Source organism: Janthinobacterium sp. PLB04 (assembly GCF_021165895.1).
GTDB classification, from domain to species: domain Bacteria; phylum Pseudomonadota; class Gammaproteobacteria; order Burkholderiales; family Burkholderiaceae_D; genus Janthinobacterium; species Janthinobacterium lividum.
In genome coordinates, this window is sequence record NZ_CP088968.1 from 5,726,134 (window position 1) to 5,750,177 (window position 24,044).

Sequence of the window (24,044 nt, forward strand, 5' to 3'; positions counted from 1 at the left end):
ATTATTTGTCTACTTGGATATTGTGCCAAAGAAACTGCTTCGGCTATTGTGGTTAACCACAATAGCCGGCTCCCGATAAGCCGCTACCCTGCCAGCCATGCCGACTCCCCCCACCCTTGCACGCCGCTTCAAGCTATCGAGCCCGATGCGCTGGCTGCTGCCCGTCATCCTGCTGCTGCTGTTCCTGTCCATCCTGTTCTGGCTGCCCTGGCAGGCGCGCCAGATGGAAAGCAACGAGCGCCAGGAGCAATTGATCGCCGACACCCTGTGGGTGGAGCAGACCATCCGCTTCCAGCTGGCGCGCAACGAGGAAAGCCTGTTCAACCTGGGTGTCGATATCGCCAGCGCCTCGCTGGGTGCGGAAAAAGTGCACGAACGGCTGCAGCAGATGCTGCGCAATGGCCGCGAACTGCAACGCGTGCTGTGGCTCGACACCAGCGGCAAGGTGCTGGCCACCAGCGACAACAGCCTGCCGCATGCCTTGTCGTTTTCACCGGCCTCGCTGACGGCGGCCGACAATGCGCGCCGCCTGCACCGGGGCCAGTACGCCCAGCCTTCGCAGCAGAGCGGTTTTCCCGACGCGCCGCCGGGCGCCATGCTGATGGATTACCACCAGCCCCTGTTCGATGGCCAGCGCTATGTCGGCAGCCTGGTGGCCACCTACCAGATCAGCAGCCTGCTCGATGAAATGGTGCCGTGGTGGTTTGCGCAGGATAACCAGATTTCGCTGATCGACCGCGACGACAAGGTGCTGGCGCGGCGCGCCGCCGCCGGTCCCGGCCACGGCGTGTACACGCACAAGCGCGCGCTCGACGTGCCCGGCGCCACCATCACCCTGTTTACCGACAGCGTGAAAAGCCAGCCCAAGCTGCTGCCCAATCTGCTGGTCGGCTCCGTCATCGCCCTGTCGCTGGGTTTATTATGGAGCCTGCTGGCCCTGTGGCGGCACATCTCGCGCCGCCTGGTGGCCGAGGGCGCGCTGCGCCAGCAGATGCTGTTTCGCACGGCGATGGAAAACTCGCTGGTGACGGGCATGCGCGCACGCGACCTCGAAGGAAGAGTCACGTATGTGAATCCCGCGTTTTGCCAGATCGTCGGCTATCCGCCCGAGGAAATCCTGGGGCGCCTGCCGCCCATGCCCTACTGGGTGCCCGAGGCGCTGGAGGAATACCAGCAGCGCTTCGTCAAGGCCCTGGCCGGCAACCCCACGCCGCAGTTCGAAACCTATTTCCAGCGCCCCGACGGCACGCGCGTGGCGGTGCTGATCTTCGAAGCGCCGCTGGTGGACAAGAACGGCCAGCAGACGGGCTGGATGGGTTCCGTGCTCGATATCTCGGACCGCAAGCGGGTCGAGGAACTGAATCGCCAGCAGCAGGAAAAACTGCAAACGAGTTCGCGCCTGGCCACCATGGGCGAGCTGGCGTCGATGCTGGCGCACGAATTGAATCAGCCGCTGGCGGCCATTTCCAGCTACACCACGGGCGCGCTGAACCTGATCCGCCGCGCCATCGAGCATGACGCCCCCGTCGATCCTGGCACCTTGAAACCGGCGCTGGAGCAAGCCAGCGCGCAGGCGCAGCGGGCCGGCCAGATCATCCGCAGCGTGCACGATTTCGTGCGCAAGAGCGAGCCGCAGCGCCAGGATATCGCCATCCGCACCCTGATCGACGGCATCCGCGCGCTGATCGACCTGCAGGCCCGCAAATACTATGTCACCATCCAGGAAGAGCTGCCGCCGGACTTGCCGCTGCTGCGCGCCGACCCCGTGATGATCGAGCAGGTGCTGCTGAACCTGACGCGCAACGCCATCGAGGCCATGCAGGATGCGGCGCCGGGACGGCGTATCATGCGCCTGCGGGCCAGCCACGACGCGCAGCAGGGCATGGTGACGGTGGACGTGATCGACCATGGACATGGCATTCCCCAGGACGTGGCCGAGCGGCTGTTTTCGCCGTTTTTCTCGACCAAGTCCGAAGGCATGGGCATGGGCTTGAACATCTGCCGCACCGCCATCGAATTTCATGGCGGCGCGCTGACCTTCGGCGCCAACCCCGCTGGCGGTACCATCTTTACCTTCAGCGTGCCGGCCGCGCCGCGCGCGCCGCACTCGCATTAACGAATAACGCATAACGACAAGCCGGAGACCCCATGCTACACATTATCGACGACGAAGAGGTCGTACGCGACTCCCTTTCCTGGCTGGCCGCCTCGCGCAGCATCGAGGCGCGCAACTATGCCAGCGCGCAGCAATTCCTCGATAGCCTGGACGGCAGTTTCGACGCCGCCGGCGACTGCGTGCTGCTCGACGTGCGCATGCCCGACATGAACGGCATCGCCCTGTTCGACCAGCTGGTCAAGCGCGACCTGACGGCGCGCCTGCCCGTGATTTTCCTCACCGGCCACGGCGACGTGCCGATGGCCGTGGACAGCCTGAAACGGGGCGCCTTCGATTTCTTTGAAAAGCCGTTCAACGACAACGACCTGATGGACCGCGTGCAGCAGGGACTGGCCAACTCGCGCCAGGCGGGCGAACTGGCCGCCGTGCATGCGCGCCTGGCCACCCTGTCGACGCGCGAACGCGAAGTGCTGGACCTGATTTTGGCGGGCAAGATGAACAAGGTGGTGGCCGACAAGCTGGGCATCAGCATGCGCACCGTGGAAGTCCACCGCGCGCATATCTTCGACAAGATGCAGGTCAAGACGGCGGTGGAGCTGGCGGGGTTGTTGAAGTAATGCAGCAATGTTGGATTACGCGGCGCTGGCGCGCCGCTAATCCAACCTACATTGCAATGTAGGTCGGGTAGGTCGGGTTAGCGCGCAGCGCGTAACCCGACACCACCGCCATCACGCATCATGGTGCTCGTGATGCTCCGCCGCCCCATGCTTCCAGTAACTGGCCACGTGCAGGTGCTGCTTCGGCACGCCGGCATCGATGAAATGTCCGCGCAAGCCCTGCACCTGCGCATGCTCGCACGCCACCCACACATAGCCATCGCCATCCTGCGGCAAGGCGACCTGCGCCAATTCTTCCAGCAGCAGCGGCCCCTTGCGGCCATGGCGCGCTACCCAGCGCACGTCCAGCTGCGCGGCGCACTCCAACGCGATCTGTTCGCCGTCTTCGACGATCTCGATCACGGCAATCGCCCGCGCCGTGGCCGGCAACTGCTCCAGGCGGCGGGCAATGGCCGGCAAGGCCGTCTGGTCGCCCACCAGCACATACCAGTCGAAGTCAAGCGGCACCAGCATGGAGCCGCGCGGTCCGCCCACGCCCAGGGTCTGGCCGGGCGCCGCTTGCGCCGCCCAGCTGGCCGCGGGGCCGTCGCCATGCAGCACGAAGTCGATTTCCAGCTCGCGCCGCGCGGCGTCATAGCGGCGCGGCGTGTAGTTACGGGCGATGGGACGCGCGCCTTCCGCGTACTGGATGGGATTCGGGCCATTGCCCAGCACGGGAAACACGGGCGCTGTCTCGCCCGGGGCGGGGAAGAACAGCTTGACGTGATCGTCGTGCGCCGGCGAGACAAAGCCATCCAGGTCGTCGCCCGCCAGGGTGATGCGGCGCATGTGCGGCGTCAGCTGCTCCGTTCGCACGACGGTGAGCACGCGCAGTTTCAAGTCATGCCGCACGCGCTCGATGGCATGCGGACGTGGTGCTGCAGGTGATGCAGTAGTCATTGCTTATCCTTGTAAAGTAGGCTCAGTGGCCGTCGACGATGGCATTCGCCGCCTGCTCCAGCACGGCGGAGACGCGCTCGGCTTCGGCGTCGTTCCAGCTGGTCTTGTTCAGCAACAGCGCATGCTTGAGGGTGTGCATGGCCTGGCGCACGCGCTCGGGCAAGGCGTTGCGCGCCTGGACGCGGGCAAACATGTCGAGGCGGGCCAGGATGCCATCCACCTGGGCGCGGTTCTCGTCGAGATACGCGCGCCCCAGGTCCGTGATCGTGTAGAGCTTCTTGCCGCTGGCGCTCTCGCTTGAGGTGACGTGATCCTGCTCTTCCAGCAGGGTCAGGGTCGGGTACACGGCGCCCGGGCTGGGGGCGTAGGCGCCGCCGCAACGCTCTTCGATGGCCTTGATGATTTCATAGCCGTGGCGCGGGCTGATCTCGATCAGCGCCAGCACGATCAGCGGCAGGTCGCCGCGGCCGAAGACGCGCTCGGCCCGTTCGCCGCGCCCACGTCCACCTGGGCCACCGGGGCCGCCATGGCCCATGCCGTCGCCGCGCTCGTCGAAACCGCGCGGGCCGCGGCCATGCATGGCGTATTCGCTGCGGTGCTCTTGGCGGTGTTCGCCGTGATGGTGATGCTGCTGACCGCAATGGCCGTGATGATGGTGATGGCCGTGATGGCCGTGATGGCCGTGATGGCCGTGATGGCCGTGATGGCCGTGATGGCCGTGTTCTGCGTGGTGTGAGTTTCTCATGTTTTCTCTTTAAAGATATATCGTTAGTAGGTATCGCCATTTTATAACGATATATCGATAAGTCAAGGAGAAATTTGTTATGCTCGTCTTTCCGCAATCGACACGCCCTTGCCATGCCTGAAAAAACTGTCCCAGAAAAAATGTATGTGAAAAATGCCACGGCCCTGGCCGTGCTCAATGACGGCGGCGAGCATGGGGAATTGCTGGCGCAGTTGCCGCCAGAGCGGCTGGTGCGGGAAGGTGAAAATGCCGACTGGATATTGCTGTTTGCGCGCAGCCGCGCGGAACTGGAGCAGTACCTGCCGGCGTCGCGGGCGCGCCTGGCGCCCGGCGGCGCGGTCTGGGTGGCATACCGCAAGGGCGGAATCAAAGCGGGCAGCGACATCCACCGCGACGATATCCGCGACTTTGCGCAAACCGTGGGGTTGGACAGCGTGGCCATGGTCGCCATCGATGGCGAGTGGTCGGCGCTGCGCCTGAAGCAGGTTTAAACGCAGATCAGTCGATGCCGTGCAGCGCCAGCGCCCATTCGACGTGTTCGCGCACGATGGCCGACGGGTGCTCGCGGCGCGACAGCAGGGCCGCGACGATGTCGGCCTGGCCCCGGGCCTTGGTCGCCGCGTTGCCCATGCCGACGGCCAGGTTGCGCAGCCAGCGTTCGTGGCCGATGCGGCGGATCGCGCTGCCTTCCATGCGGCGGTTGAATTCCTCTTCCGTCCAGGCGAACAGTTCCACCATGCCGGCGCTGCCCAGGCTGTGGCGCTCGTCGAAGTCCGGCACGACGGCGCGCTGGGCGAACTTGTTCCACGGGCAGACGGTCTGGCAATCGTCACAGCCATACACCTTGTTGCCGATCAAGGGGCGCATCTCGACGGGAATGGCCCCCTTCAATTCGATCGTCAGGTAGGAGATGCAGCGGCGCGCGTCAAGCTTGTACGGCCCCAGGATGGCTTGCGTCGGGCACACCGTGATGCACGCCGAGCACTGGCCGCAGCGCGGGGTCTCCGGCGGGTCGACGGGTAGAGGCACGTCGATGAGGATCTCGCCGAGGAAAAAGAAGGAACCGCCCTGGCGGTTGATCAGCAAGGTATGCTTGCCGCGCCAGCCCAGCCCGCCCTTTTGCGCCAGCTCGACTTCCATCACGGGCGCCGAATCGCTGAAGACGCGGTAGCCGAAGTCGCCGATCTCGCCCTTGATGCGCTCGGCCAGCTGCTGCAGGCGCGAACGCATGACCTTGTGATAGTCGCGGCCGCGCGCATACACGGAGATCACGGCCGCCGCGGGATCGGCATCGCGCGCCGCCTCGTGCTCACGCCAGTCGGGCCCCAGCGCCGGCGGCAGATAATTCATGCGCGCGCTGATGGCGCGCACCGTGCCCGGCACCAGTTCGGCCGGGCGCGCGCGCTTCATGCCGTGGCTGGCCATGTAATCCATTTCGCCGTGATACCCTGCATCGAGCCAGGCTTGCAAGGGCGCTTCCATGTGGGACAGGTCCACGTTGGCGATACGCACCTCGGCAAAACCCAGCTCGCGCCCCCATTCTTTAATGGTGCGCGCCAAGGCGGCGAGATCGGTGACGGTGGCGGACATAGGGGACTTTACGGAAAACGGCAGGCGCGCGGGCGGTTACAATGACAGCAGCCTCCATTTTATGCGATACCGAAGATAATGACCGAACACTTCAAAGCCCACCTCCACGACGAAGCCGGCACCGCAGCGCTGGGCGCCGCGCTGGCGCGCGCACTGGCGCCGGGCCTGGCGATCTACCTGCACGGCGACCTTGGCGCCGGCAAGACGGCCCTCACGCGCGCCCTGCTGCACGCGGCCGGCCATGCGGGCCACGTGAAAAGCCCCACCTACACCTTGTCCGAACCATACACGGTGCAGCTCGATGGCCAGAGCGTCAACGTCATCCATTTCGACCTGTACCGCATGGGCAGCGCCGAGGAATTCCTCGACGCGGGTTTTCGCGAAGACTTCGACGGCCGCAATATCTGCATCGTCGAATGGCCGGAGAAAGCCGAGCCGGTGCTGCCGCCGGCCGACCTGAATATTTATTTGAACGTTGCGGGTACAGGACGTGATGTAGAATTGCAAGCGTCTTCTGAATTGGGTCTGTCATGCCTTCACCGTCTCAAATTCGCCCCGAACCTTTGATCTCCTCGCCCATCACCCGGCGCACGGTCCTCAAGGCCGGCGGCACCCTGCTGCTGTCCGTGTTCGCGCCCATGTCGGCGATGGCGGCGCAAATTCTCGCCGTGCGCGTCTGGCCGGCCGAGGACTATACCCGCGTCACGCTGGAAAACGACAGCATCCTCAAGGCGACCCACTTCATCGTCAAGGACCCGGAACGCCTGGTGGTCGACATCGAAGGACTGGAACTCAATCCAACGCTCAAGGGCCTGGTGGCGAAGATCCAGTCGAACGATCCGTACATCAAGCAGGTGCGCGTAGGCCAGAACCGGCCCAACGTCGTGCGCCTGGTGTTCGACCTGAAGGAAGAGGTCACGCCGCAGCTGTTTACGCTGCCGCCGGCCGGCTCCTACAACCACCGTTTGATTTTCGACCTGTATCCCGTGCGCGAGCCGGACCTGATCGCGCAAATGATCGAAAAGGGCGACTGGTCGAGCGACCCCGCCAAGCCGCCGATGGCCGGCACGCATACACCGCCGCCCGCGCTGCCCCTGCCCGAGAGCGGCAAGCCGCCCGTGGCCGCCGTCGTGCCACCGGTAGCGCCCATCGTGCCGCCCGTGCCCGATATCCGCCCGGAACAGCGTCCCGAAGCGCGGCCCCTGCCGGGCCAGAAAGTGGTGCGCATGATTACCATCGCGCTCGATCCCGGCCACGGCGGCGAAGATCCTGGCGCCATGGGCAGCCGGGGCAGCCGCGAAAAAGACGTGGTGCTGGCCATTGCCAAGCGCCTCAAGACCAAGCTGGAACTGCAGCCCAACATGCGCGTCATGCTCACGCGCGACGCCGATTTCTTCGTCCCGCTGGGCATGCGCGTGGAAAAGGCGCGCAAGGTGCAGGCCGACCTGTTCGTCTCGATCCACGCCGACGCCTTCATCCAGCCGACGGCACGCGGCTCGTCCGTCTTCGTGCTGTCCGAAAAGGGCGCCACCTCGACGGCCGCGCGCTGGCTGGCCAACAAGGAAAACCAGGCCGACCTGATCGGCGGCGTGAACGTAAAGAACCATGACAAGCAGCTGGCCAGCGTGCTGCTCGACCTGTCGACGACGGCGCAGATCAATGACAGCATGAAGCTGGGCAAGGCCGTGCTGCGCGAAATCGGCGGCATCAACCGTCTGCACAAGGGTTCCGTCGAGCAGGCCGGCTTCGCCGTGCTGAAAGCGCCGGACATTCCCTCCATCCTGATCGAGACGGCGTTCATCTCCAATCCGGAAGAAGAAGCCAAGCTGACCGACAACGGCTACCAGGACCAGATGGCCGACGCCATCGTCACGGGCATCAAGAATTATTTTGCCAAGAATCCGCCGCTGGCGAAAAGCCGCCTGACCTGACCTGACATGAAAGCCTAGCATGAGCAAGAGTATCTTTGGCGAGCTGCCGGCCGTGACCATCCGCGCCGCCGACGGCGCGCAGGCGACCGTCACCCTGTACGGCGGCCACCTGGTCTCGTGGCAGACCAGCGATGGCCAGGAGCGCCTGTTCTGCAGCCGGGATTCCGCGCTCGATGGCAGCCGCGCCATCCGTGGCGGCGTGCCCGTGATCTTTCCCCAGTTCGGCGCGCGCGGCACGGGCATGCGCCACGGCTTTGCGCGCGTGGCGACCTGGCAGCTGGAATCGAGCGGCGACACCGATGGCGCCGCATGGGCGCAATTTGTCCTGACCCAGGCTGACTTGCCGGAAGCGATCGCCGCCACCTGGGCCTATGCCTTCACTTTGCGCCTGCGCGTGGCCGTCAAGGCGCAGACGCTGGAACTGAACCTGTCCGTGCATAACACGGGCGAGCAGGCGTTCCCGTTCTCGGCGGCCCTGCACAGCTATTTTTCGATAGATCAATTGAGCGAGGCGCGCGTCGGCGGCTTGCAGCGCGTGCGCTATTCGGACGAAACGCCGCAAGATGCCTTGCAGGCGGAAGAGGTGCTGCAATTCGCGGACAAGCTGGACCGCATCTACTACCAGCTGCCGGGCGCCTTGAGCCTGCAGTCCGGCGGCCATACGCTGCGCCTGGAACAGCAGGGCTTTACGGACGCCGTCGTGTGGAACCCGGGCGCGCAAGACGCGGCCGCCCTGCCCGACCTGGCCGACGGTGAATACCAGCGCTTCATCTGCATCGAGCCAGCCCTGATCCAGCCAGACCTGCTGGCCGCCGGCGCCGAATGGACGGGCCGCCAGCATCTCGCATTTACATAAGAGCGACTGAAAAAGTCCAGGGCTAGGCGCCTTGCCGAAGGCAGTACGCATGTACGACGAGGCAAGGCAGCAACGCCATGGGCTTTTCTCAGGCGCTGTTAATTCGATTCCTTGATGATGCGGCCGTTGGCAGGCTGGATCGGGCGCGCATTCAAGGGATACAAGCGGCTGAACAGCGCCATCTGCGCCGGCGAAGCCTGCACCGGCTGCTTCATCACCAGCCACAACACGCCTTCGCTGCAAGGCGGCTCCGTCATCGATCCCATGTACGTGTAGTAATCGCGCCGCGTGGGCAGCATCTCGGCCGGGTCGAGCAGGATGGTCGGCTGCATGGTCTCGAATTTTTCCAGCGGCAGGTTGTTCCACACGGTCTGGATGGTCGCCTGCGGCGCGCCCCGCTCCAGCAGCAGCGCCAGCACGGCTTGCCGGCCTTCCGCATCGCGGTGCACCAGGTGCACCACCATCTCGAATGCCTTGCCATTGATGCGCTCTTCGGACGGGCGATGGAAATGGAATTGCTGCAGCTCGAACATGCGGTTCTGCACCGTGATGTAATTACCGCCGCTCACGCCCACCTGCACCGTGTGGCCATTGTCGACCACATTGAACGACGACGGATGGTAGTCAAAACTGATCTGCTCGAGTTCCACCTTCATGCCGTCGCGGATATCGATCGGCGACTGCCGGCTGCCATTGCCGCACTTGGCCCAGTCGACATTGATCTTGCTCCAGTGGGCCGGGCCGCTGTCGCCCTCGTACGACCAGTGCGTGCCGCGCGGCACGGGCGGTGGTGGCGGCGGCGCGGCCTTCACCACGGCGGCGCGCTTGGCGCGGGCGGCGGCGCGGGCCGCCTGGGTCGCGCGCATTTCCGCCAGGCGCGCCGCGATGCGTTCGGACAGGTCGACTTCGGCCGCTTCTTCCTTTTCGCGCGCCGTGGGCGCGACGACGACAGGCGCCTTGGCCTCCTTGCCCTTCACCGATTCGGTCAGGGTTTTCATGGCGGCCGCGCGCGCCGACGCCGACATGGGCGCGGATGCGGCGGCGCTCGCCGGGGCGGGGGCATCTTTGGCGCTTGCCATGGCCGTCATCGCGGCAAGGCTGCAAGCTAACAGGGCGCTCAAATGTCGCATGGAAATCCAGAAAGTGAGAATACCCTCTGGTTTACGGCTGGAAAGCAACAAAACTTGAATCAGCGCGGGAGTAAAACAGAAACAAGGCAGAGAAAAACGGGATCCGGGGCCGGCTGCGGGCTGTGCCGCAGCGCGCTTGCCCCGGATCCATGCGGCCTTACGCCGACTTGCCGACCATGCGCTTGTAGAGTTTCCACAAGCCGCCCAGTACCACCGGCACGACGGCGGCGCCGACACCGATCAGCACGATCAAGGTCAGGTGGTCGCGGATCCACGGGATATTGCCGAAGAAGTAACCCGCCGTCACCAGACCGACTACCCACAACAGGGCGCCCGTCACGTTGTACATCTGGAAGCGCGCATGCGTCATGTCGGAAATGCCAGCCACGAACGGCGCGAAGGTACGCACCACTGGCACGAAACGGGCCAGGATGATGGTCTTGCCGCCGTGCTTTTCAAAGAATTCGTGCGTGCGGCGCATGGCATCCTTGTTGATCCAGCGGTAATCGTGGGTAAACACCCTTTGCCCGATGGCCTCGCCTATCCAGTAATTGAGCGTGTTGCCCGTGATGGCCGCCGTGACAAGCAGGAAGATCAGCAAGCCCAGGTGCATCTGTCCCGTCGCGCAGAACGCGCCGGCGATAAACAGCAAGGTATCCCCAGGGAAGAAAAACAGCACCACGAGGCCTGTCTCGCAAAAAATAATGGCGAACAGCACCGCATACACGAGGGTACCGTACTGCTCGATCAAGAGACCCAGCGTCTTGTCGACATGCACGATCATGTCGAGGAATTGCACAAAATCCATATATTTTTCCCTAAAGGTAGCGGCGGAATCATACACCACCCGGCCAGCGCAACGGCAGTCCCCGGCCCGATATTTCAGGATTAATTATGCGGTGCCCGTGCGCGTGTGGCATTTTAAGGAAAGGTTAAGGAATTACCGACGCCAACTCGCTCAGGCCAGTTTTCCTGCTGGCATACCATGTTCGGCCCGCGCAACGTTTTTTCAGCGAAATATTGCCATTCCGGTATACACTTTCTGACCGGCGCAACCCGCGCCGACCAGGAGAAAACATGTATCGATACCCACTGAGCGGCCTGACCATGGCCACCGTACTGGGCCTTGCGCATCTGACTGCCCACGCGGCGCCTGTGCAGATCAAGGCGCCCGCCGAACTGCCCGCCAAAGCGGGCTTGGCCGACGTGATCAAGGCTTCGAAACCGTCCGACTGGCGTCCGCTGGATCCGGACAACACCCTGTACCTGGACATTCCCGCTGGCCGCGTGGTGATCGAGCTGGCGCCAGACTTCGCACCGAAGCACGTGGCCAACATCAAGGCCCTGGTGGCCGAACAGTATTACGACGGCCTGGCCATTACGCGCGCGCAGGACAACTGGGTGGCGCAGTGGGGCGATCCGAACGAGAAAAATCCCAAGCCGATCCAGCATGCGCAGCGCACCCTGCCCGGTGAATTCACCGTGCCCTTGAAAAACGTCAAGAGCTTCACGCGCCTGCCGGACGTCGATGGCTATGCGCCGCAAGTGGGGCATTCGAACGGCTTCCCGTCCGCGCGCGACCCGAAAACCGGCACGGCCTGGCTCACGCATTGCTACGCCACCGTGGGCGTGGGCCGCGACAGCGCCAGCGACAGTGGCGGCGGCACGGAACTGTACGCCGTCATCGGCCAGTCGCCGCGCCACCTGGACCGCGACATCACGGTCGTCGGCAGAGTCGTCTCCGGCATGCCATTGCTATCGACCCTGCCGCGCGGCACTGGCCCCATGGGCTTTTATGACAGCCCCGAGAAAAACGTGCCGATCAAGTCCATCCGCCTGGCCGCCAGCGTGCCCTTGGCACAGCGCGCAAACCTGGAAGTGATGCGCACCGACAGCGCCGCCTACCAGGCCGTGCTGGACGCCCAGCGCCACCGCGGCGGCCCGTGGAGCAAGGTCACGGCCGGCCATATTGACTTGTGCAATGCGCCGATACCGGTACGGGAGGTGGCGAAGTAGCCGATGCCCGGCAATTCGCAACCCGTTATAATCAGGGCATGAACGCTCCCATTACGCCCCACCGCCCGATCCAGGCCTTGCCTGACCAGTTGATTTCGCAAATCGCCGCCGGCGAGGTGGTCGAGCGGCCGTCCGCCGTCGTCAAGGAGTTGCTGGAAAACGCGCTCGACTCGGGCGCCACGCAGATCACCGTGCGGCTGGAAGAAGGGGGCGTGAAACGCATCGCGATCACCGACAACGGCCGCGGCATCGACAAGGACCAGCTGCCGCTGGCCCTGGCGCGCCACGCCACCTCGAAGATCGCGTCCCTGCACGACCTGGAAAACGTGGGCACGCTGGGCTTTCGCGGCGAGGCGCTGGCCTCGATCGCTTCCGTGGCTGCCGTTACCGTGACGTCGCGCACGGCGGACGCGGCCCACGCGTGGGAAATCGTCGGCTCGCACAATGGCAGCGTCTCGCCGTCGTCCGGCGCGCATGGCACCACGGTCGACGTGCAAGACCTGTATTTCAACACGCCCGCGCGGCGCAAATTCCTCAAGTCCGAGCAGACGGAGTACGGCCACTGCGCCGAAGTCGTGCGCCGCATCGCGCTGGCGCGGCCGGACGTATCGTTCTCGCTGTCGCACAATGGCCGCACCATCGATCAGTGGAATATCAGCGAACTGGCCAAGCGCAGCGCCCACATCCTGGGCAACGACTTCGCCGAAGCGCGCCTGGCGCTGGACGAATCGGCCGGCACCTTGCGCATTCACGGCTTTGCCGGCTTGCCGACGGCGTCCAAGGCGCGCGCCGACGGCCAGTTCTTTTATGTCAACGGCCGCTTCGTGCGCGACAAGCTGCTGGTGCACGCCGTGCGCATGGCCTACCAGGACGTGCTGCATGGCGACCGTTTTCCATCCTACGTGCTGGCGCTCGACCTCGACCCGGCCCTGGTGGACGTCAACGTGCACCCCTCGAAGATCGAAGTGCGCTTCCGCGACAGCCGTTCCGTGCACCAGTTCGTCTTCCACGCGGTGCAGCGCGCCCTGGCGCAGACGTCGGCCACGGCGTTTGGCAGCGTGCCGGCGCCCCTGCCGGCTGCCTCCAGCCTCGGCGGTGATACCGCGGGCGCGGGTTTGGGTGGACCTGGCATCTGGCGCCGCGAGCAGACGCAGACCTCGTTCGGCGCACAATTCACGAATACCTTCGCGCCTGCCTCGCCCGGCGCGGCCCGTCCCTTCTTTGCCGATGCTCCAGGCGTGGCGCAGGACACGTCCGCCTACGGCGCCCTGTTCGGCGGCGGCGCATCCTCGCCGATCACGCAGGTGGAACCGTACATCGCCTCGCCCGAAGCGATGGCGCGCGAAGAATATCCGCTGGGCTTTGCCCTGGCCCAGCTGCATGGCATCTACATTCTGGCGCAGAACACCAAGGGCCTGGTGCTGGTCGACATGCACGCGGCGCACGAGCGCATCCTGTACGAGCAGCTGAAAAACGCGCTGCAGGCGCAAGTCTCCGGCCAGGACATGCAGGTGCAATCGCTGCTGATACCCGTGACGTTCTACGCGGACGCCATCGAAGTGTCGACGGCGAATGAAAACCAGGACACATTGAAGGCGCTGGGCTTCGACATCGCCGCCCTGTCCCCCACCACCCTGGCCGTGCGCTCCGTGCCGACCCTGCTCAAAAACGCGGACGCGCAAACTCTGGCGCGCGACGTGCTGCGCGACGTGCGCGAATACGGCGGCTCGCGCGTGCTGATCGAGCGCCAGAACGAATTGCTGGGCACCCTGGCCTGCCACACAGCCGTGCGCGCCAACCGGATTTTATCGGTGCAGGAAATGAACGCCCTGCTGCGCCAGATGGAGAGCACGGAACGCGCCGACCAGTGCAACCATGGCCGGCCGACATGGGTGCAGGTCGAGATCAACGCGCTCGATAAACTGTTCCTGCGCGGCCAATAGACAGTAGGTCGGATTAGCGCAGCGTAATCCGACACTGCGGCGGCGGCATCACGTCGGATTACGCTTGCGCTAATCCGACTTACGCATCATCTTACAAAAGTCAACATGCAAAACACCCCACACCTCCCCCTGGCCGTCGCCATCATGGGCCCCACGGCCAGCGGCAAGACGGCCAGTGCGCTGGCCATCGCGCAAGCCATTCCATCCGAGATCATCTCCGTCGATTCCGCCCTCGTTTACCGGGGCATGGATATCGGCACGGCCAAGCCGTCGAAGGAAGAACTGGCCCAGGTACCGCATCATTTGATCGACATCATCGACCCGCTCGACGCGTATTCCGTGGCGCAGTTCCGCAATGACACCCTGCGCCTGGTGGCGGAGATCACGGCGCGCGGCAGGCTGCCGCTGCTCGTCGGCGGCACCATGCTGTACTTCAAGGGCCTGGCCGATGGCCTCGATGACTTGCCCGGCGCCGATCCCGTCCTGCGCGCCCGGCTGGAAGAAGACGCGGCCGCCATCGGCTGGCCCGCCATGCATGCGCGCCTGGCGGAGCAGGACCCCGTCACGGCCGCGCGCCTGGCGCCGCAGGATGCGCAGCGCATCGGCCGCGCGCTGGAAATCATCGCCCTGTCCGGCCAGCCCATGTCGGCCCTGCTGGCCCGGCGCGAAAAGACCGTGCTGCCATTTCAATTGCAATCGTTCGCGCTGGAACCGTCGGACCGCGCCGTGCTGCATGCACGCATCGCCACGCGCTTCGACCTCATGCTGAAAGACGACGCCCTGCTCGATGAAGTGGAGCAGCTGCGCCGACGCGGCGACCTGCACCCGGGTTTGCCCTCGATGCGCTGCGTGGGCTACCGCCAGGCCTGGGAGTATCTCGATGGCCGCATCGACCGCGCCGCCCTGCGCGAGACGGGCATCATCGCCACGCGCCAGCTGGCCAAGCGCCAGCTCACCTGGCTGCGCTCGATGCCGGAACGCATCGTCATCGATTGCCTGGGCGCTGATCCGGCCTCGTCCATGCTGGCGCAGATCCAGCCCTTGCTGACGCCGTTACAAAAATAATCATGCCTGTGCTGGCGCGTGAAAAATCCGCACATTTTTCTGCGCCGGCATTGACAAGGAAATGGGAAGACTGGATAATGCTCGGCTGTTGGGTGATATAGCTCAGTTGGTTAGAGCACAGCATTCATAATGCTGGGGTCGGTGGTTCAAGTCCACCTATCACCACCAAAGAACAAGGATCATGGTATTACCATGATCGCAACCAGCATCCGGTCTGACCGGTCTGTTTGGTGATATAGCTCAGTTGGTTAGAGCACAGCATTCATAATGCTGGGGTCGGTGGTTCAAGTCCACCTATCACCACCAAGAATTTGCAGCACTGATAAACCCGCCCTGCCCCGTGCAGCGGCGGGTTTTTTCATTTCCGCCATCATCGCGCATGCGGCCTGCACGCAACACCTGCCCTCTGCGCATGCATTGGGGATTGTGGCAAGCGGCCCCTGCGGCTTACAATGAGAATAATTCTCATTTATATTATTCATCATCCATGTCCGCTATCCAGCCCAGCCTGCAACAGCAAGTGCATTCGCTCTACAGCGAGCATCACGGCTGGCTGGTCGGCTGGCTGCGCAAAAAACTCAGCTGTCCGCATGGCGCGGCCGACGTGGCGCAAGATACGTTCGTGCGCATCATCGCCTCGCGCGACGCCCTGTTCGGCATGCGCGAGCCGCGCGCCTATCTGTCCACCACGGCAAAGCGATTGCTGCTCGACCGCGCGCGCCGCCAGATACTCGAGCGCAGCTACCTGGCGGAACTGGCCCTGCTGGCCGACAGCCTGCCCGGCGCACCTTCGCCGGACGAGATCCTGATGGCCGTGCAGGCGCTCGAGCAGATCGCCACGGCACTGGATGGCTTGTCCGCCAAGGCGCGCGACGCTTTTTTGCTGCACTACCTGGAAGAACAGCCGCAGGCCGCCGTCGCCGCGCAGCTGAACGTCTCCACGCGCATGGTACAGAAATACCTGGTGCAAGCCTTGCTGGCCTGCCGCCACGCCTACCCGGCCATGGCGGCATGAACAGCACGCGCACCGAAGTGGCGGCCGAGCAGGCCGCACGGTGGATCGTGCGCCTGAGCGCCGACGACCCGTCCGAACGCGACACGGCGCGGGCCGGCTTCGCCGCATGGAAAGCGGCCGACCCGCTGCACGCGACAGTCGCCGCCGGCATGGAAAACCTGCTGCTTCAATTGAGCGCCGTGCGCGAGCCGGCCGGCGGCGACCATCGCCCCGCGCGCGCCGCCCTGGCCGCCCTCGCTCCAAAGCGCCAGCGTCTGCGCCAGCTGGCCGCCGCCAGCGCCGTGGCCGTACTGGCGCTGACCGGCGCGCTGGTCATCAGCGAGCGCCCCGCCTACCTGCTGGCCGACCTGCGCAGCCCCACGGGACAATGGCAGACGCACACCCTGGCCGATGGCAGCCGCCTGACCCTGGGCAGCCACAGCGCCGTCAACGTGCATTTCAATGCGGGCGAGCGGCATGTGGAACTGGTACGCGGCGACATCCTCGTCGACGTGGCCAAGGATGCGCAGCGCCCTTTCATCGTCGACAGCAACCAGGCGGCGATCCGCGCGCTGGGCACGCGCTTCAGCGTCCGCAAGGAAGGCGGCAGCACCACCTTGAGCATGCTGGAGTCCAAAGTGCTGGCACAGGTGCCGCAACATCCGGCCGTCGTGGTGCAGGCGGGCCAGCGCGCGCGCATCACGGACGATGGCGTGGGACCTATCGTGGCCATCGATGCGGCCAGCGTGCAGGAAGCGTGGCGCGCGCACCAGCTGGTGGTCGACGACTTGCCGCTGACCGAAGTACTCGACGAGCTGGCGCGCCACCGCCCCGGCCAGCTGCATTACGACCGCGCGCAGATCGCCGGTATCCGCGTGGCCGCCGTGCTGCCGCTGGACGACACGGACAAGGCGCTGCAACTGCTGATCGACAATTTCCCGCAACTGCGCATCCGCATGCTGACGCGCTATCTCGTGATGGTCGACGCCCCCGCCAGCGGCGCCGCAAAAAATAAATAGAGAATTTTTTGCGTTCGCGGTTCCACTGTGCGCATCTCGTGCGTCAAGGCAGCTGAGATCATTCAAAAAAGGCTGTCACATGTACGCTCAAGTCGTTGCCGTTTCCTCCCCGAACACCCTGCGCACGCGTCTGCGCCCGCTGGCTCTGGCCGCCATGCTGCTCGCTGGCGCCGGCCTGCACGCCCAGGCAGTCGCCCAGGCCGTGCCGGCTGTCGCCAGCTACGCCATCCCCGCCGGCCCGCTGGCCGGCGCCCTGAACCGCTATGCGCAGCAGGCGGGCGTCTCCATCGTCATCGACGCCGCCAAGGTGCAAGGCTTGCAAAGCGCCGGACTGCAGGGCAGCTATGCCATCGATGACGGTTTCGCCGTGCTGCTGCGCGGCAGCGGCTACGCCATCGGCAAGACCCCGACCGGCTATGTGCTGGTGGCCGCGCCGGCAACCGCGCCCACAGCGGCCGCTACCTCCGCCTCGGCTGCCGAGCGCACCATGCCCTCGATTACCATCGTCGGCCAGGCCGAACAAGGCGCCACCACCGAAGGCAGCGGCTCCTACACGGCACGCAAGATCACCATCGGCAAGGGCGAGCAGTCGATGAAGGACATCCCCCAATCGGTGAGCGTGCTGACGCGCCAGCGCCTGGACGACCAGGGCATCACGGACTTGCGCGAAGCCGTCAATAACGTCACGGGCGTGGTGGGCGTGCATGGCGTGGGGCCGGGCGTGGTGATCACGGCGCGCGGCTTCCAGATCGACCAATGGCAGTACGACGGCGTGCCGATCGACCGCAACACCTATGCGCTGGGCAACTGGGGCCAGGAAAACATGGTCATCTACGACCGCCTGGAAGTGCTGCGCGGCGCCTCGAGCATGCTGGTCGGCACGGGCAGCCCCGGTGGTTCAGTCAATCTGGTGCGCAAGCGTCCACTGGCCACGCGCGCGATCACGCTGACGGGCCGCGCCGGTTCCTGGGACCATTATGGCGCCCAGGTCGACATCAGCACCCCCCTGAATGCGGAAGGCACCCTGCGCGGACGCGCCATCGTCGATGAAGACGATAGCCACTCCTTCATCGACCAAGTGTGGAGCAAGAACCGCACCCTGTACGCGGCGCTCGACTACGACCTGGCGCCCGCCACCACCGTGGGCCTTGCCGCCAGCCATGTCAAGGCCCACGGCCGTCCCACTTTCATCGGCCTGCCCCGCTACAAGGACGGCAGCGCACTGCCACTGCCGCGCTCTACCTTCACGGGCGCCGACTGGAACCGCAGCCAAGTTGAGCAGAGCACCGTCTACCTGGATCTGGAACACCATTTCAATACGCAATGGAGCCTGAAAGCCTCGGCGCTGGGCACGAATGAAAGCACCAGCTCCACGCACCAGCGCACGGCCTTTGAAATCAATCCCGATGGCAGCGGCGCGCGCTATGGCGACTTTTCCACCGATTTCGACAACCGCAAGCGCGGCATCGACGCTTTCGTGCGCGGCAAATTCAATGGCCTGGGCATCGCGCAGGAAGTCGTCGTCGGCGCCAGCTATGCCAGCTTCACGTCGACCGACCGCTATGCGCGCGCGTGGGAAACAGGTGCGGATATCTTCAATATCAACCACCATCGCCCGTGGCAGGACTTCGACACCATCGCCGCGCGCCCAGCGGGCGTGACCAGCTACAGCACCTACGACATGCGCCAGAAAGGCCTGTACGCCACCTGGAACGGCCAGCTGACGAGCAATCTGAAGGTCCTGCTGGGCGGGCGCTTCAACTGGTACGACTTCCTGTATGCCACGCCGGACGGCTACCGCGACGCCACCAGCGCCACGGCAAAGTTCACGCCATCGGTGGGCCTGATCTATGCACTGACGCCGCAATGGTCGGCCTATGCCAGCTATGCGGACGTGTTCCAGCCGCAGACGAACCACGATGTGGCAGGCCGGACCCTCAAACCGATCACGGGCAGCAGCTACGAAGGCGGCATCAAGGGTGAACTGCTGGACGGCAAGCTCAACACCTCGCTGGCCGTGTTCCGCTATGACCACAAGGACCGCGCCGTCACCGATTACGCCGCCGGTTTCGCCTGCGATGGCTGGTACTGCTCGCGCGCCTCGGGCAAGGTGCGCAGCCAGGGTCTGGAAGCGGAAATGTCGGGCGAAGTGGCGCGCGGCCTGCAACTGTCGGCCGGCTACGCCTATACGACGACGACCTACCTCGACGATCCGGACAACAAGGGCCAGGTCTTCTCGACGTGGACGCCCAAGCACATGCTGCGCCTTTGGTCGAACTACACCCTGCCTGGCGATTGGGACAAATTCAGCGTGGGCGCCGGCGCCAACCTGCAAAGCCATACGGTCGATACCGGATACACGTTCAAGGTTGCCGGTTTCTCGATCTGGAACGCGCGCCTGGGCTGGCAAGCCACACCGCAAGTGGCCCTGTCGCTCAACGTCAACAACGTGTTCGACAAGCGCTACATCATCCCGTCCTACAACACCACCGGTTCGAACAACTACTATGGCGACCCGCGCAACGTGCAGTTCACCCTGAAGTACACGCCGAAGTGGTAAGACGCTTGAGAAGCTGAGCACCGGCACGCTGGCCATGGCGCGGGACTGGCATTCAGTTCGCGCTGCGGCCGGGATTTTCGGCTAAGATGATGGCGCGGCATTGCGCCGCACCGCATCGTGCATCAGCCTCTCATTCATCTACACCGTCAATGGAACAAAAAGACAAGTCTTGGGTCACTTCGGTGGACGTCGCCAAACGGGCCGGCGTCTCCCGCTCCGCCGTCTCGCGCACGTTCACGCCCGGCGCCAGCGTGGCGCCCGAAACGCGGGCCCGCGTGATGGAAGCGGCGCAGTCGCTGGGCTACCAGGTCAACATCCTGGCGCGCAGCATGAACCAGGGACAAAGCAACCTGGTGGGCGTCGTCATCACGGGCTTCACGGACCCGTTCCGCGTGGCCCTGCTCGGCGAAATCACGCGCAGCCTGAGCGAACATGCGCTGGTGCCGCTGCTGATGAATGCGGAAGACCCCGAGCGCCTCAGCGAATTGCTGCGCATCCTCCTCAGCTACAAGATTTCCGGCGTCATCATGACGTCCGGCTCGCCGCCGTCCGCCGTCGCCACGGAATACCTGCAGCGGCAAGTGCCGGTGGCCATGATCAACCGCGCGCGCGACCTGAAAGGCGTGGACGTGGTCAACAGCGACAATCGTCATGGCGGCGAACTGGCGGCCAGCACTCTGCTCGACAGCGGAGCCAAACGGCTGGCCTTCGTCAACACGCGCGCCAGCAGTTTCAGCGGCATCGCGCGCGGCAAGGCCTTCCTCGACCACCTGGCGCCGGCCGTGGCGAAGAAACGCTGCACGGCCGGCGAATACCTGGCCGACGCCATCGGCTACCAGGCGGGCCAGGAAGCTGCCGACGCCCTGCTCGCATCAAGCAAGTTGCCCGACGGCGTCTTTTGCGCCACCGACCTGATCGCCTGCGGCTTCATCGATGCGGCGCGCAGCAAGTACGGAATCGACGTGCCCGCGCAACTGCAGGTGATCGGCTTCGACGACATTCCCATGGCGGCGCTGGACGCCTACCAGCTGACCACCATCCGCCAGGATGCGGGCGAACTGGCGCGCCGCGCCGTCAAGAGCCTGGTCGAGCGCATGGAAAAATTTGCCATGCCGGGCCGCCTGAAGGAAGTGCCCGTCACCCTGGTGCGGCGCGGCACGACGCGCTAAGCGATGCAACACGGCAGATGGCGCCGCGCCGTCTGCCCGCCCGCCACGGCCCGCCGTTCCCCGTTTTCCACATTTTTTCATCCCTCACCTGTACTTGTTGACATCAAAAAAAATCCGGGTTACTGTTTGCACACGCGTGCTGCACACGTGTGCAATTTCTTCAAACAGGCCAGTTCTGGCCACACCATTAAAAAAGCGCCCCGTCCGCGGAGGCGTATCAGGAGACTGTTATGTTGAACCACGTTCTAAGAATCGCCCTGTTCGGCGCCGGGGCCATCGGCCTGGCGGCCTGCACCACCCCCACCGCCACGCGGCAAGATATGGCCGCCACGGTCGCCGCCGATCCGAAGCTGGCGAAGATCGGCCAGATCGTCGTCGTGTACATGGAAAACCGCAGCTTCGACCATCTGTTCGGCACCTTCCCCGGCGCCGACGGCATCGCCAATGGCCACGCGCCCGACACCACCACGCAGATAGGCCCCGATGGCAAGCCGTACCGCCTGCTGCCCGCCGTGGCGTTCGACAAGGGCGGCCTGGACCCGCGCTTCAAGGGCGACATCGGCAACCAGCCGTTCCGCATGGAGCCGAGCGTCTCGCTGGGCGACAAGACGGCCAGTCCCGTGCATGCCTTCTGGACGCACAAGCGCCAGATCAACGACGGCAAGAATGACCGCTTCGTCGTCGAGGGCAATACGGGCGCCCTGCCCATGGGCTATTTCGACGGCAGCAAGCTCAAACTGTGGACGCTGGCGCAGCGCTACACCTTGGCCGACCGCTTCTTCCAGTCCGCCTACGGCGGCTCCTTCCTCAACCACATGTGGCTGACCTGCGCCTGCACGCCCGTGTTCCCGAACGCCCCCAAGTCCATCGTCGCCCAGGATGAGCGGGGCACGGGGCACAAGAAGGGCGAGGAAGCGGAGGTGACGCAGGACGGCTACGCCGTCAACACCATGCAAGGCCCGCTGCTGTTCGACCCCACCAAGAAACAGACCTTCCTGCCGCCGCAAACCATGCCCACCATCGGCGACCGCCTGACGGACAAGGGCATTTCCTGGGTCTACTATGCCGACGGCTACGACATCGCCGTCGCCTCGACCAAGTCGGGCAAGAAGGCCGAGGATTTCTCGTACCACCACCAGCCGTTCACCTACTTCAAACGCTTCATCGACAGTCCGCAGCAGCGCGCCACGCACCTGAAGGACCGCTCCGACATGATCGCCGACATCAAGGCCGGCAAGCTGCCGCCCGTCTCGTTCTACAAGCCGATGGGCAAGAAGAACATGCACCCGGGGATGGAAAAATCGAGCGTGGCGGCCGGCGACGACGAGGGTGTGGCCATCATCAGCGCCATCATGGAAGGCCCGCAATGGAAGGACACCGTCGTCATCGTCACCACCGATGAAAACGGCGGCTTCTGGGACCACGTCTCGCCACCGAAAGGCGACCGCTTCGGCCCTGCCACGCGCATCCCCGCACTGGTGATCTCGCCCTTCAGCGAAGGCGGGCATATCGACCATACCGAATATGAAACCGTGTCGATCCTGAAGTTCATCGAGGAACGGCACGGCCTGGCGCCATTGAGCGAGCGCGATGCGCGTGCCAACAGCCTGGCCAAGGCCCTCAAGCTGTAACTCCCCCCTGCCTGTCTACCCTGGGTACGCCGTCCTGCGCGGAGCACCCGGGCTAACCACACCTGAAGGAAACGCCATGCTGCACGCACGCCATCTTCCCCTGTCCCTCCTGATGCTCGCCCTGGCCGCCTGTGGCGGCGGCGATGATACGCCGCCCCCTGTCACGCCACCGGTCACGCCACCGGTAACGCCGCCGGTGACGCCCCCGGTGACGCCACCGCCCGCCACCTACTACCAGACCAAGACGCCATACACGCCACAACAGGAAGCCGCCACCTACGAAGCCGCGCCAGCCGGCTACGCGCCGGTGTTCACCGAACTGGTGGCGCGCCACGGCTCGCGCGGCCTGTCGAGCATGAAGTACGACGCCGCCTTCTACAACGTCTGGCAAAGGGCCGCCGCCGACGATGCGCTCACGCCGCTGGGACAAAAACTGGGCGCCGATATCCTGAAACTGATGAAGGCCAACGCCCTGCTCGGCTACGGCGTGGACGGCATCACGGCGCCCGGCTACGGCAACCTGTCGCAGACGGGCATCAATGAACACAAGCAACTGGCCGTGCGCATGCTGGCGCGCCTGCCCGCCCTGTTCACGCAACTGGGTAGCAATGCTACCAGCGCGCCGCGCCAGATCGTCACCGTCAGTTCCGGCGTGGACCGCGCCAAGGACAGCGCCGCGTATTTCGCGCAGTCGCTGGCCAGCACTGCGCCGGCCGTCGCCCCGCTGATCACCCTGCCGCCCGCTCCCGCCGGCTACCCGGCCGGCAAGCCTGTGGCGCAGCCGGCCGGTACCAACCGCTTCCTGCTGTATGCGCACAAGCTGGTGCCGAAGACGGACCTGGTCACCGATGCCCTCGACCGCTACTACCAGACCTACCAGGACAGCCAGGCCTACCAGACCTACCTGAAAAGCCCCGACTTCGTGGCCAAATACACGGCCATCGACACGGATGCCACGGCGCGCACCCTGGGTCGCGAAGTGCTGGAACGCCTGTTTACCAAGGCGTTTGTGGACAAGATCGACAACGGCACCTACAGCTTCGCCAATACGGGTACTTACAGCTTCACCAGCGACGACGGCAAGTTCACCAACACCGTCACGGGCGACGGCGAGACCACCATCAAGGGCCTGGCCGATGCCGCTTCCGTGCTGTACAACCTGTACGCCATCATGGCCGGCATGACGAACGAGGTCAAAGCCGATTTCGTACAGTACATGCCGTCGGACGCGGCCAAGTACCAGGCCTTCGTGCAGGACTACCAGGATTTTTACAACAAGGGTCCCGGCACCACGGAGAGCGTCAACGTCACCTGGAACTACGTGCGCGCGCTGCGCGAAGACTTCTTCACGGAAGTGGACGCCATCGCGCGCGGCGACCTGTCGCACGGTGCCAAGCTGCGCTTCACGCACGCCGAAGCCATCATCCCGCTGGCCACGGCCATGGGACTGAAGACCGTCGTCGGCACGCTGCCGGCGGCGCAAACCTACAGCTATGACAACAGCAGCTGGCGCGGCCTGTATGTGGCGCCGATGGCCGCCAACATGCAGTGGGATGTGTACCGCGACGGCAGCGGCAATGTGCTGGTGAAGATGCTGTACAACGAAAAGGAAACGGACTTCCAGGCCGCCTGCGATGGCGCCCGCTTTGCCGCCGGCAGCCATTTCTATGTGTACGCGAAGCTGAAGACCTGCTACGGCCACGTGGGACAGTAAGCAGGGAAC

General features: G+C 64.8%; 21 protein-coding genes and 2 tRNA genes. 18 read left to right on the plus strand and 5 right to left on the minus strand.

Annotated elements, in window-relative coordinates:
- Positions 1-97 precede the first annotated feature (97 nt).
- Together LSO07_RS25285 and LSO07_RS25290 are read left to right on the plus strand one after the other, a co-directional pair.
- On the plus strand, positions 98-2,116 hold the full coding sequence (locus tag LSO07_RS25285) for a sensor histidine kinase (protein WP_070257457.1): 2,019 nt from the start codon (positions 98-100) through the stop codon (positions 2,114-2,116).
- 32 nt (positions 2,117-2,148) lie between these two features.
- Entirely contained in the window at positions 2,149-2,733 is a 585-nt protein-coding gene (locus LSO07_RS25290; protein WP_034780029.1) for a response regulator transcription factor, read from the plus strand.
- Positions 2,734-2,844: 111 nt separating this feature from the next.
- Here the strand turns inward: LSO07_RS25290 and LSO07_RS25295 are convergent, their stop codons facing one another.
- Entirely contained in the window at positions 2,845-3,672 is an 828-nt protein-coding gene (locus LSO07_RS25295) for a siderophore-interacting protein (protein ID WP_151096928.1), read from the minus strand.
- A 22-nt stretch (positions 3,673-3,694) separates the two neighbouring features.
- Complete coding sequence (locus LSO07_RS25300; RefSeq protein WP_225317419.1) at positions 3,695-4,252, minus strand: PadR family transcriptional regulator; 558 nt, start codon at positions 4,250-4,252, stop codon at positions 3,695-3,697.
- On the opposite strand from LSO07_RS25300, the gene LSO07_RS25305 reads away from it, so the two are divergent.
- Together LSO07_RS25305 and LSO07_RS25310 are read left to right on the plus strand one after the other, a co-directional pair.
- A complete protein-coding gene (locus tag LSO07_RS25305; RefSeq protein WP_208672433.1) occupies positions 4,247-4,408 on the plus strand; it encodes a hypothetical protein in 162 nt (53 codons plus the stop codon). The two genes, LSO07_RS25300 and LSO07_RS25305, sit on opposite strands and share 6 nt — an antisense overlap.
- A gap of 155 nt (positions 4,409-4,563) precedes the next feature.
- Positions 4,564-4,908, plus strand: coding sequence for a DUF3052 family protein (locus LSO07_RS25310; protein WP_191909761.1), 345 nt, complete (start codon positions 4,564-4,566; stop codon positions 4,906-4,908).
- A 7-nt stretch (positions 4,909-4,915) separates the two neighbouring features.
- On the opposite strand, the gene queG is transcribed toward LSO07_RS25310, so the two are convergent.
- Positions 4,916-6,007, minus strand: a complete 1,092-nt coding sequence (gene queG, locus LSO07_RS25315) for a tRNA epoxyqueuosine(34) reductase QueG (RefSeq protein WP_151096931.1) — start codon at positions 6,005-6,007, stop codon at positions 4,916-4,918.
- A 78-nt stretch (positions 6,008-6,085) separates the two neighbouring features.
- Between queG and tsaE the strand changes: the two genes are divergently transcribed.
- The 3 genes from tsaE to LSO07_RS25330 are packed head-to-tail and all read left to right on the plus strand — an operon-like array spanning position 6,086 to position 8,794.
- Positions 6,086-6,574 carry a tRNA (adenosine(37)-N6)-threonylcarbamoyltransferase complex ATPase subunit type 1 TsaE gene (gene tsaE / locus LSO07_RS25320; RefSeq protein ID WP_034780043.1) on the plus strand — a complete coding sequence of 163 codons (489 nt, stop codon included), beginning with the start codon at positions 6,086-6,088 and terminating at the stop codon, positions 6,572-6,574.
- A complete protein-coding gene (locus LSO07_RS25325; RefSeq protein ID WP_099394820.1) occupies positions 6,538-7,938 on the plus strand; it encodes an N-acetylmuramoyl-L-alanine amidase in 1,401 nt (466 codons plus the stop codon). The genes tsaE and LSO07_RS25325 overlap by 37 nt, the downstream gene beginning before the upstream one ends.
- A 19-nt stretch (positions 7,939-7,957) precedes the next feature.
- The gene (locus LSO07_RS25330; protein ID WP_151096932.1) at positions 7,958-8,794 is read left to right on the plus strand and encodes a D-hexose-6-phosphate mutarotase; all 837 of its coding nucleotides are present in this window, start codon (positions 7,958-7,960) and stop codon (positions 8,792-8,794) included.
- Positions 8,795-8,892: 98 nt separating this feature from the next.
- On the opposite strand, the gene LSO07_RS25335 is transcribed toward LSO07_RS25330, so the two are convergent.
- Together LSO07_RS25335 and LSO07_RS25340 are read right to left on the minus strand one after the other, a co-directional pair.
- The gene (locus LSO07_RS25335; RefSeq protein ID WP_370452827.1) at positions 8,893-9,873 is read right to left on the minus strand and encodes a carbonic anhydrase; all 981 of its coding nucleotides are present in this window, start codon (positions 9,871-9,873) and stop codon (positions 8,893-8,895) included.
- Between the two features lie 208 nt (positions 9,874-10,081).
- Positions 10,082-10,732: a VTT domain-containing protein gene (locus LSO07_RS25340; RefSeq protein ID WP_034780059.1), complete on the minus strand. Its 651-nt coding sequence runs from the start codon at positions 10,730-10,732 to the stop codon at positions 10,082-10,084.
- A 269-nt stretch (positions 10,733-11,001) separates the two neighbouring features.
- On the opposite strand from LSO07_RS25340, the gene LSO07_RS25345 reads away from it, so the two are divergent.
- The 11 genes from LSO07_RS25345 to LSO07_RS25395 all read left to right on the plus strand — a co-directional run bounded on the left by LSO07_RS25345 (position 11,002) and on the right by LSO07_RS25395 (position 24,035).
- Entirely contained in the window at positions 11,002-11,940 is a 939-nt protein-coding gene (locus tag LSO07_RS25345; protein WP_151096933.1) for a peptidylprolyl isomerase, read from the plus strand.
- Positions 11,941-11,978: 38 nt separating this feature from the next.
- Positions 11,979-13,883, plus strand: coding sequence for a DNA mismatch repair endonuclease MutL (gene mutL, locus LSO07_RS25350; RefSeq protein ID WP_151096934.1), 1,905 nt, complete (start codon positions 11,979-11,981; stop codon positions 13,881-13,883).
- Between the two features lie 105 nt (positions 13,884-13,988).
- A complete protein-coding gene (miaA, locus tag LSO07_RS25355; RefSeq protein ID WP_151096935.1) occupies positions 13,989-14,948 on the plus strand; it encodes a tRNA (adenosine(37)-N6)-dimethylallyltransferase MiaA in 960 nt (319 codons plus the stop codon).
- A 91-nt stretch (positions 14,949-15,039) separates the two neighbouring features.
- Positions 15,040-15,116 (plus strand) — tRNA-Met (locus LSO07_RS25360).
- 61 nt (positions 15,117-15,177) lie between these two features.
- Positions 15,178-15,254: transfer RNA gene (locus LSO07_RS25365), tRNA-Met, on the plus strand.
- 181 nt (positions 15,255-15,435) lie between these two features.
- Entirely contained in the window at positions 15,436-15,963 is a 528-nt protein-coding gene (locus LSO07_RS25370; protein WP_151096936.1) for a sigma-70 family RNA polymerase sigma factor, read from the plus strand.
- Positions 15,960-16,961: a FecR family protein gene (locus tag LSO07_RS25375; RefSeq protein WP_151096937.1), complete on the plus strand. Its 1,002-nt coding sequence runs from the start codon at positions 15,960-15,962 to the stop codon at positions 16,959-16,961. The genes LSO07_RS25370 and LSO07_RS25375 overlap by 4 nt, the downstream gene beginning before the upstream one ends.
- 79 nt (positions 16,962-17,040) lie before the next feature.
- Entirely contained in the window at positions 17,041-19,521 is a 2,481-nt protein-coding gene (locus tag LSO07_RS25380; RefSeq protein ID WP_151096938.1) for a TonB-dependent siderophore receptor, read from the plus strand.
- Positions 19,522-19,703: 182 nt separating this feature from the next.
- Complete coding sequence (locus tag LSO07_RS25385; protein ID WP_318526607.1) at positions 19,704-20,690, plus strand: LacI family DNA-binding transcriptional regulator; 987 nt, start codon at positions 19,704-19,706, stop codon at positions 20,688-20,690.
- 230 nt (positions 20,691-20,920) lie between these two features.
- Positions 20,921-22,321: an acid phosphatase gene (gene acpA, locus LSO07_RS25390; RefSeq protein WP_151096940.1), complete on the plus strand. Its 1,401-nt coding sequence runs from the start codon at positions 20,921-20,923 to the stop codon at positions 22,319-22,321.
- A 76-nt stretch (positions 22,322-22,397) separates the two neighbouring features.
- Entirely contained in the window at positions 22,398-24,035 is a 1,638-nt protein-coding gene (locus LSO07_RS25395) for a histidine-type phosphatase (RefSeq protein WP_151096941.1), read from the plus strand.
- The last annotated feature ends 9 nt before the right edge of the window (positions 24,036-24,044 follow it).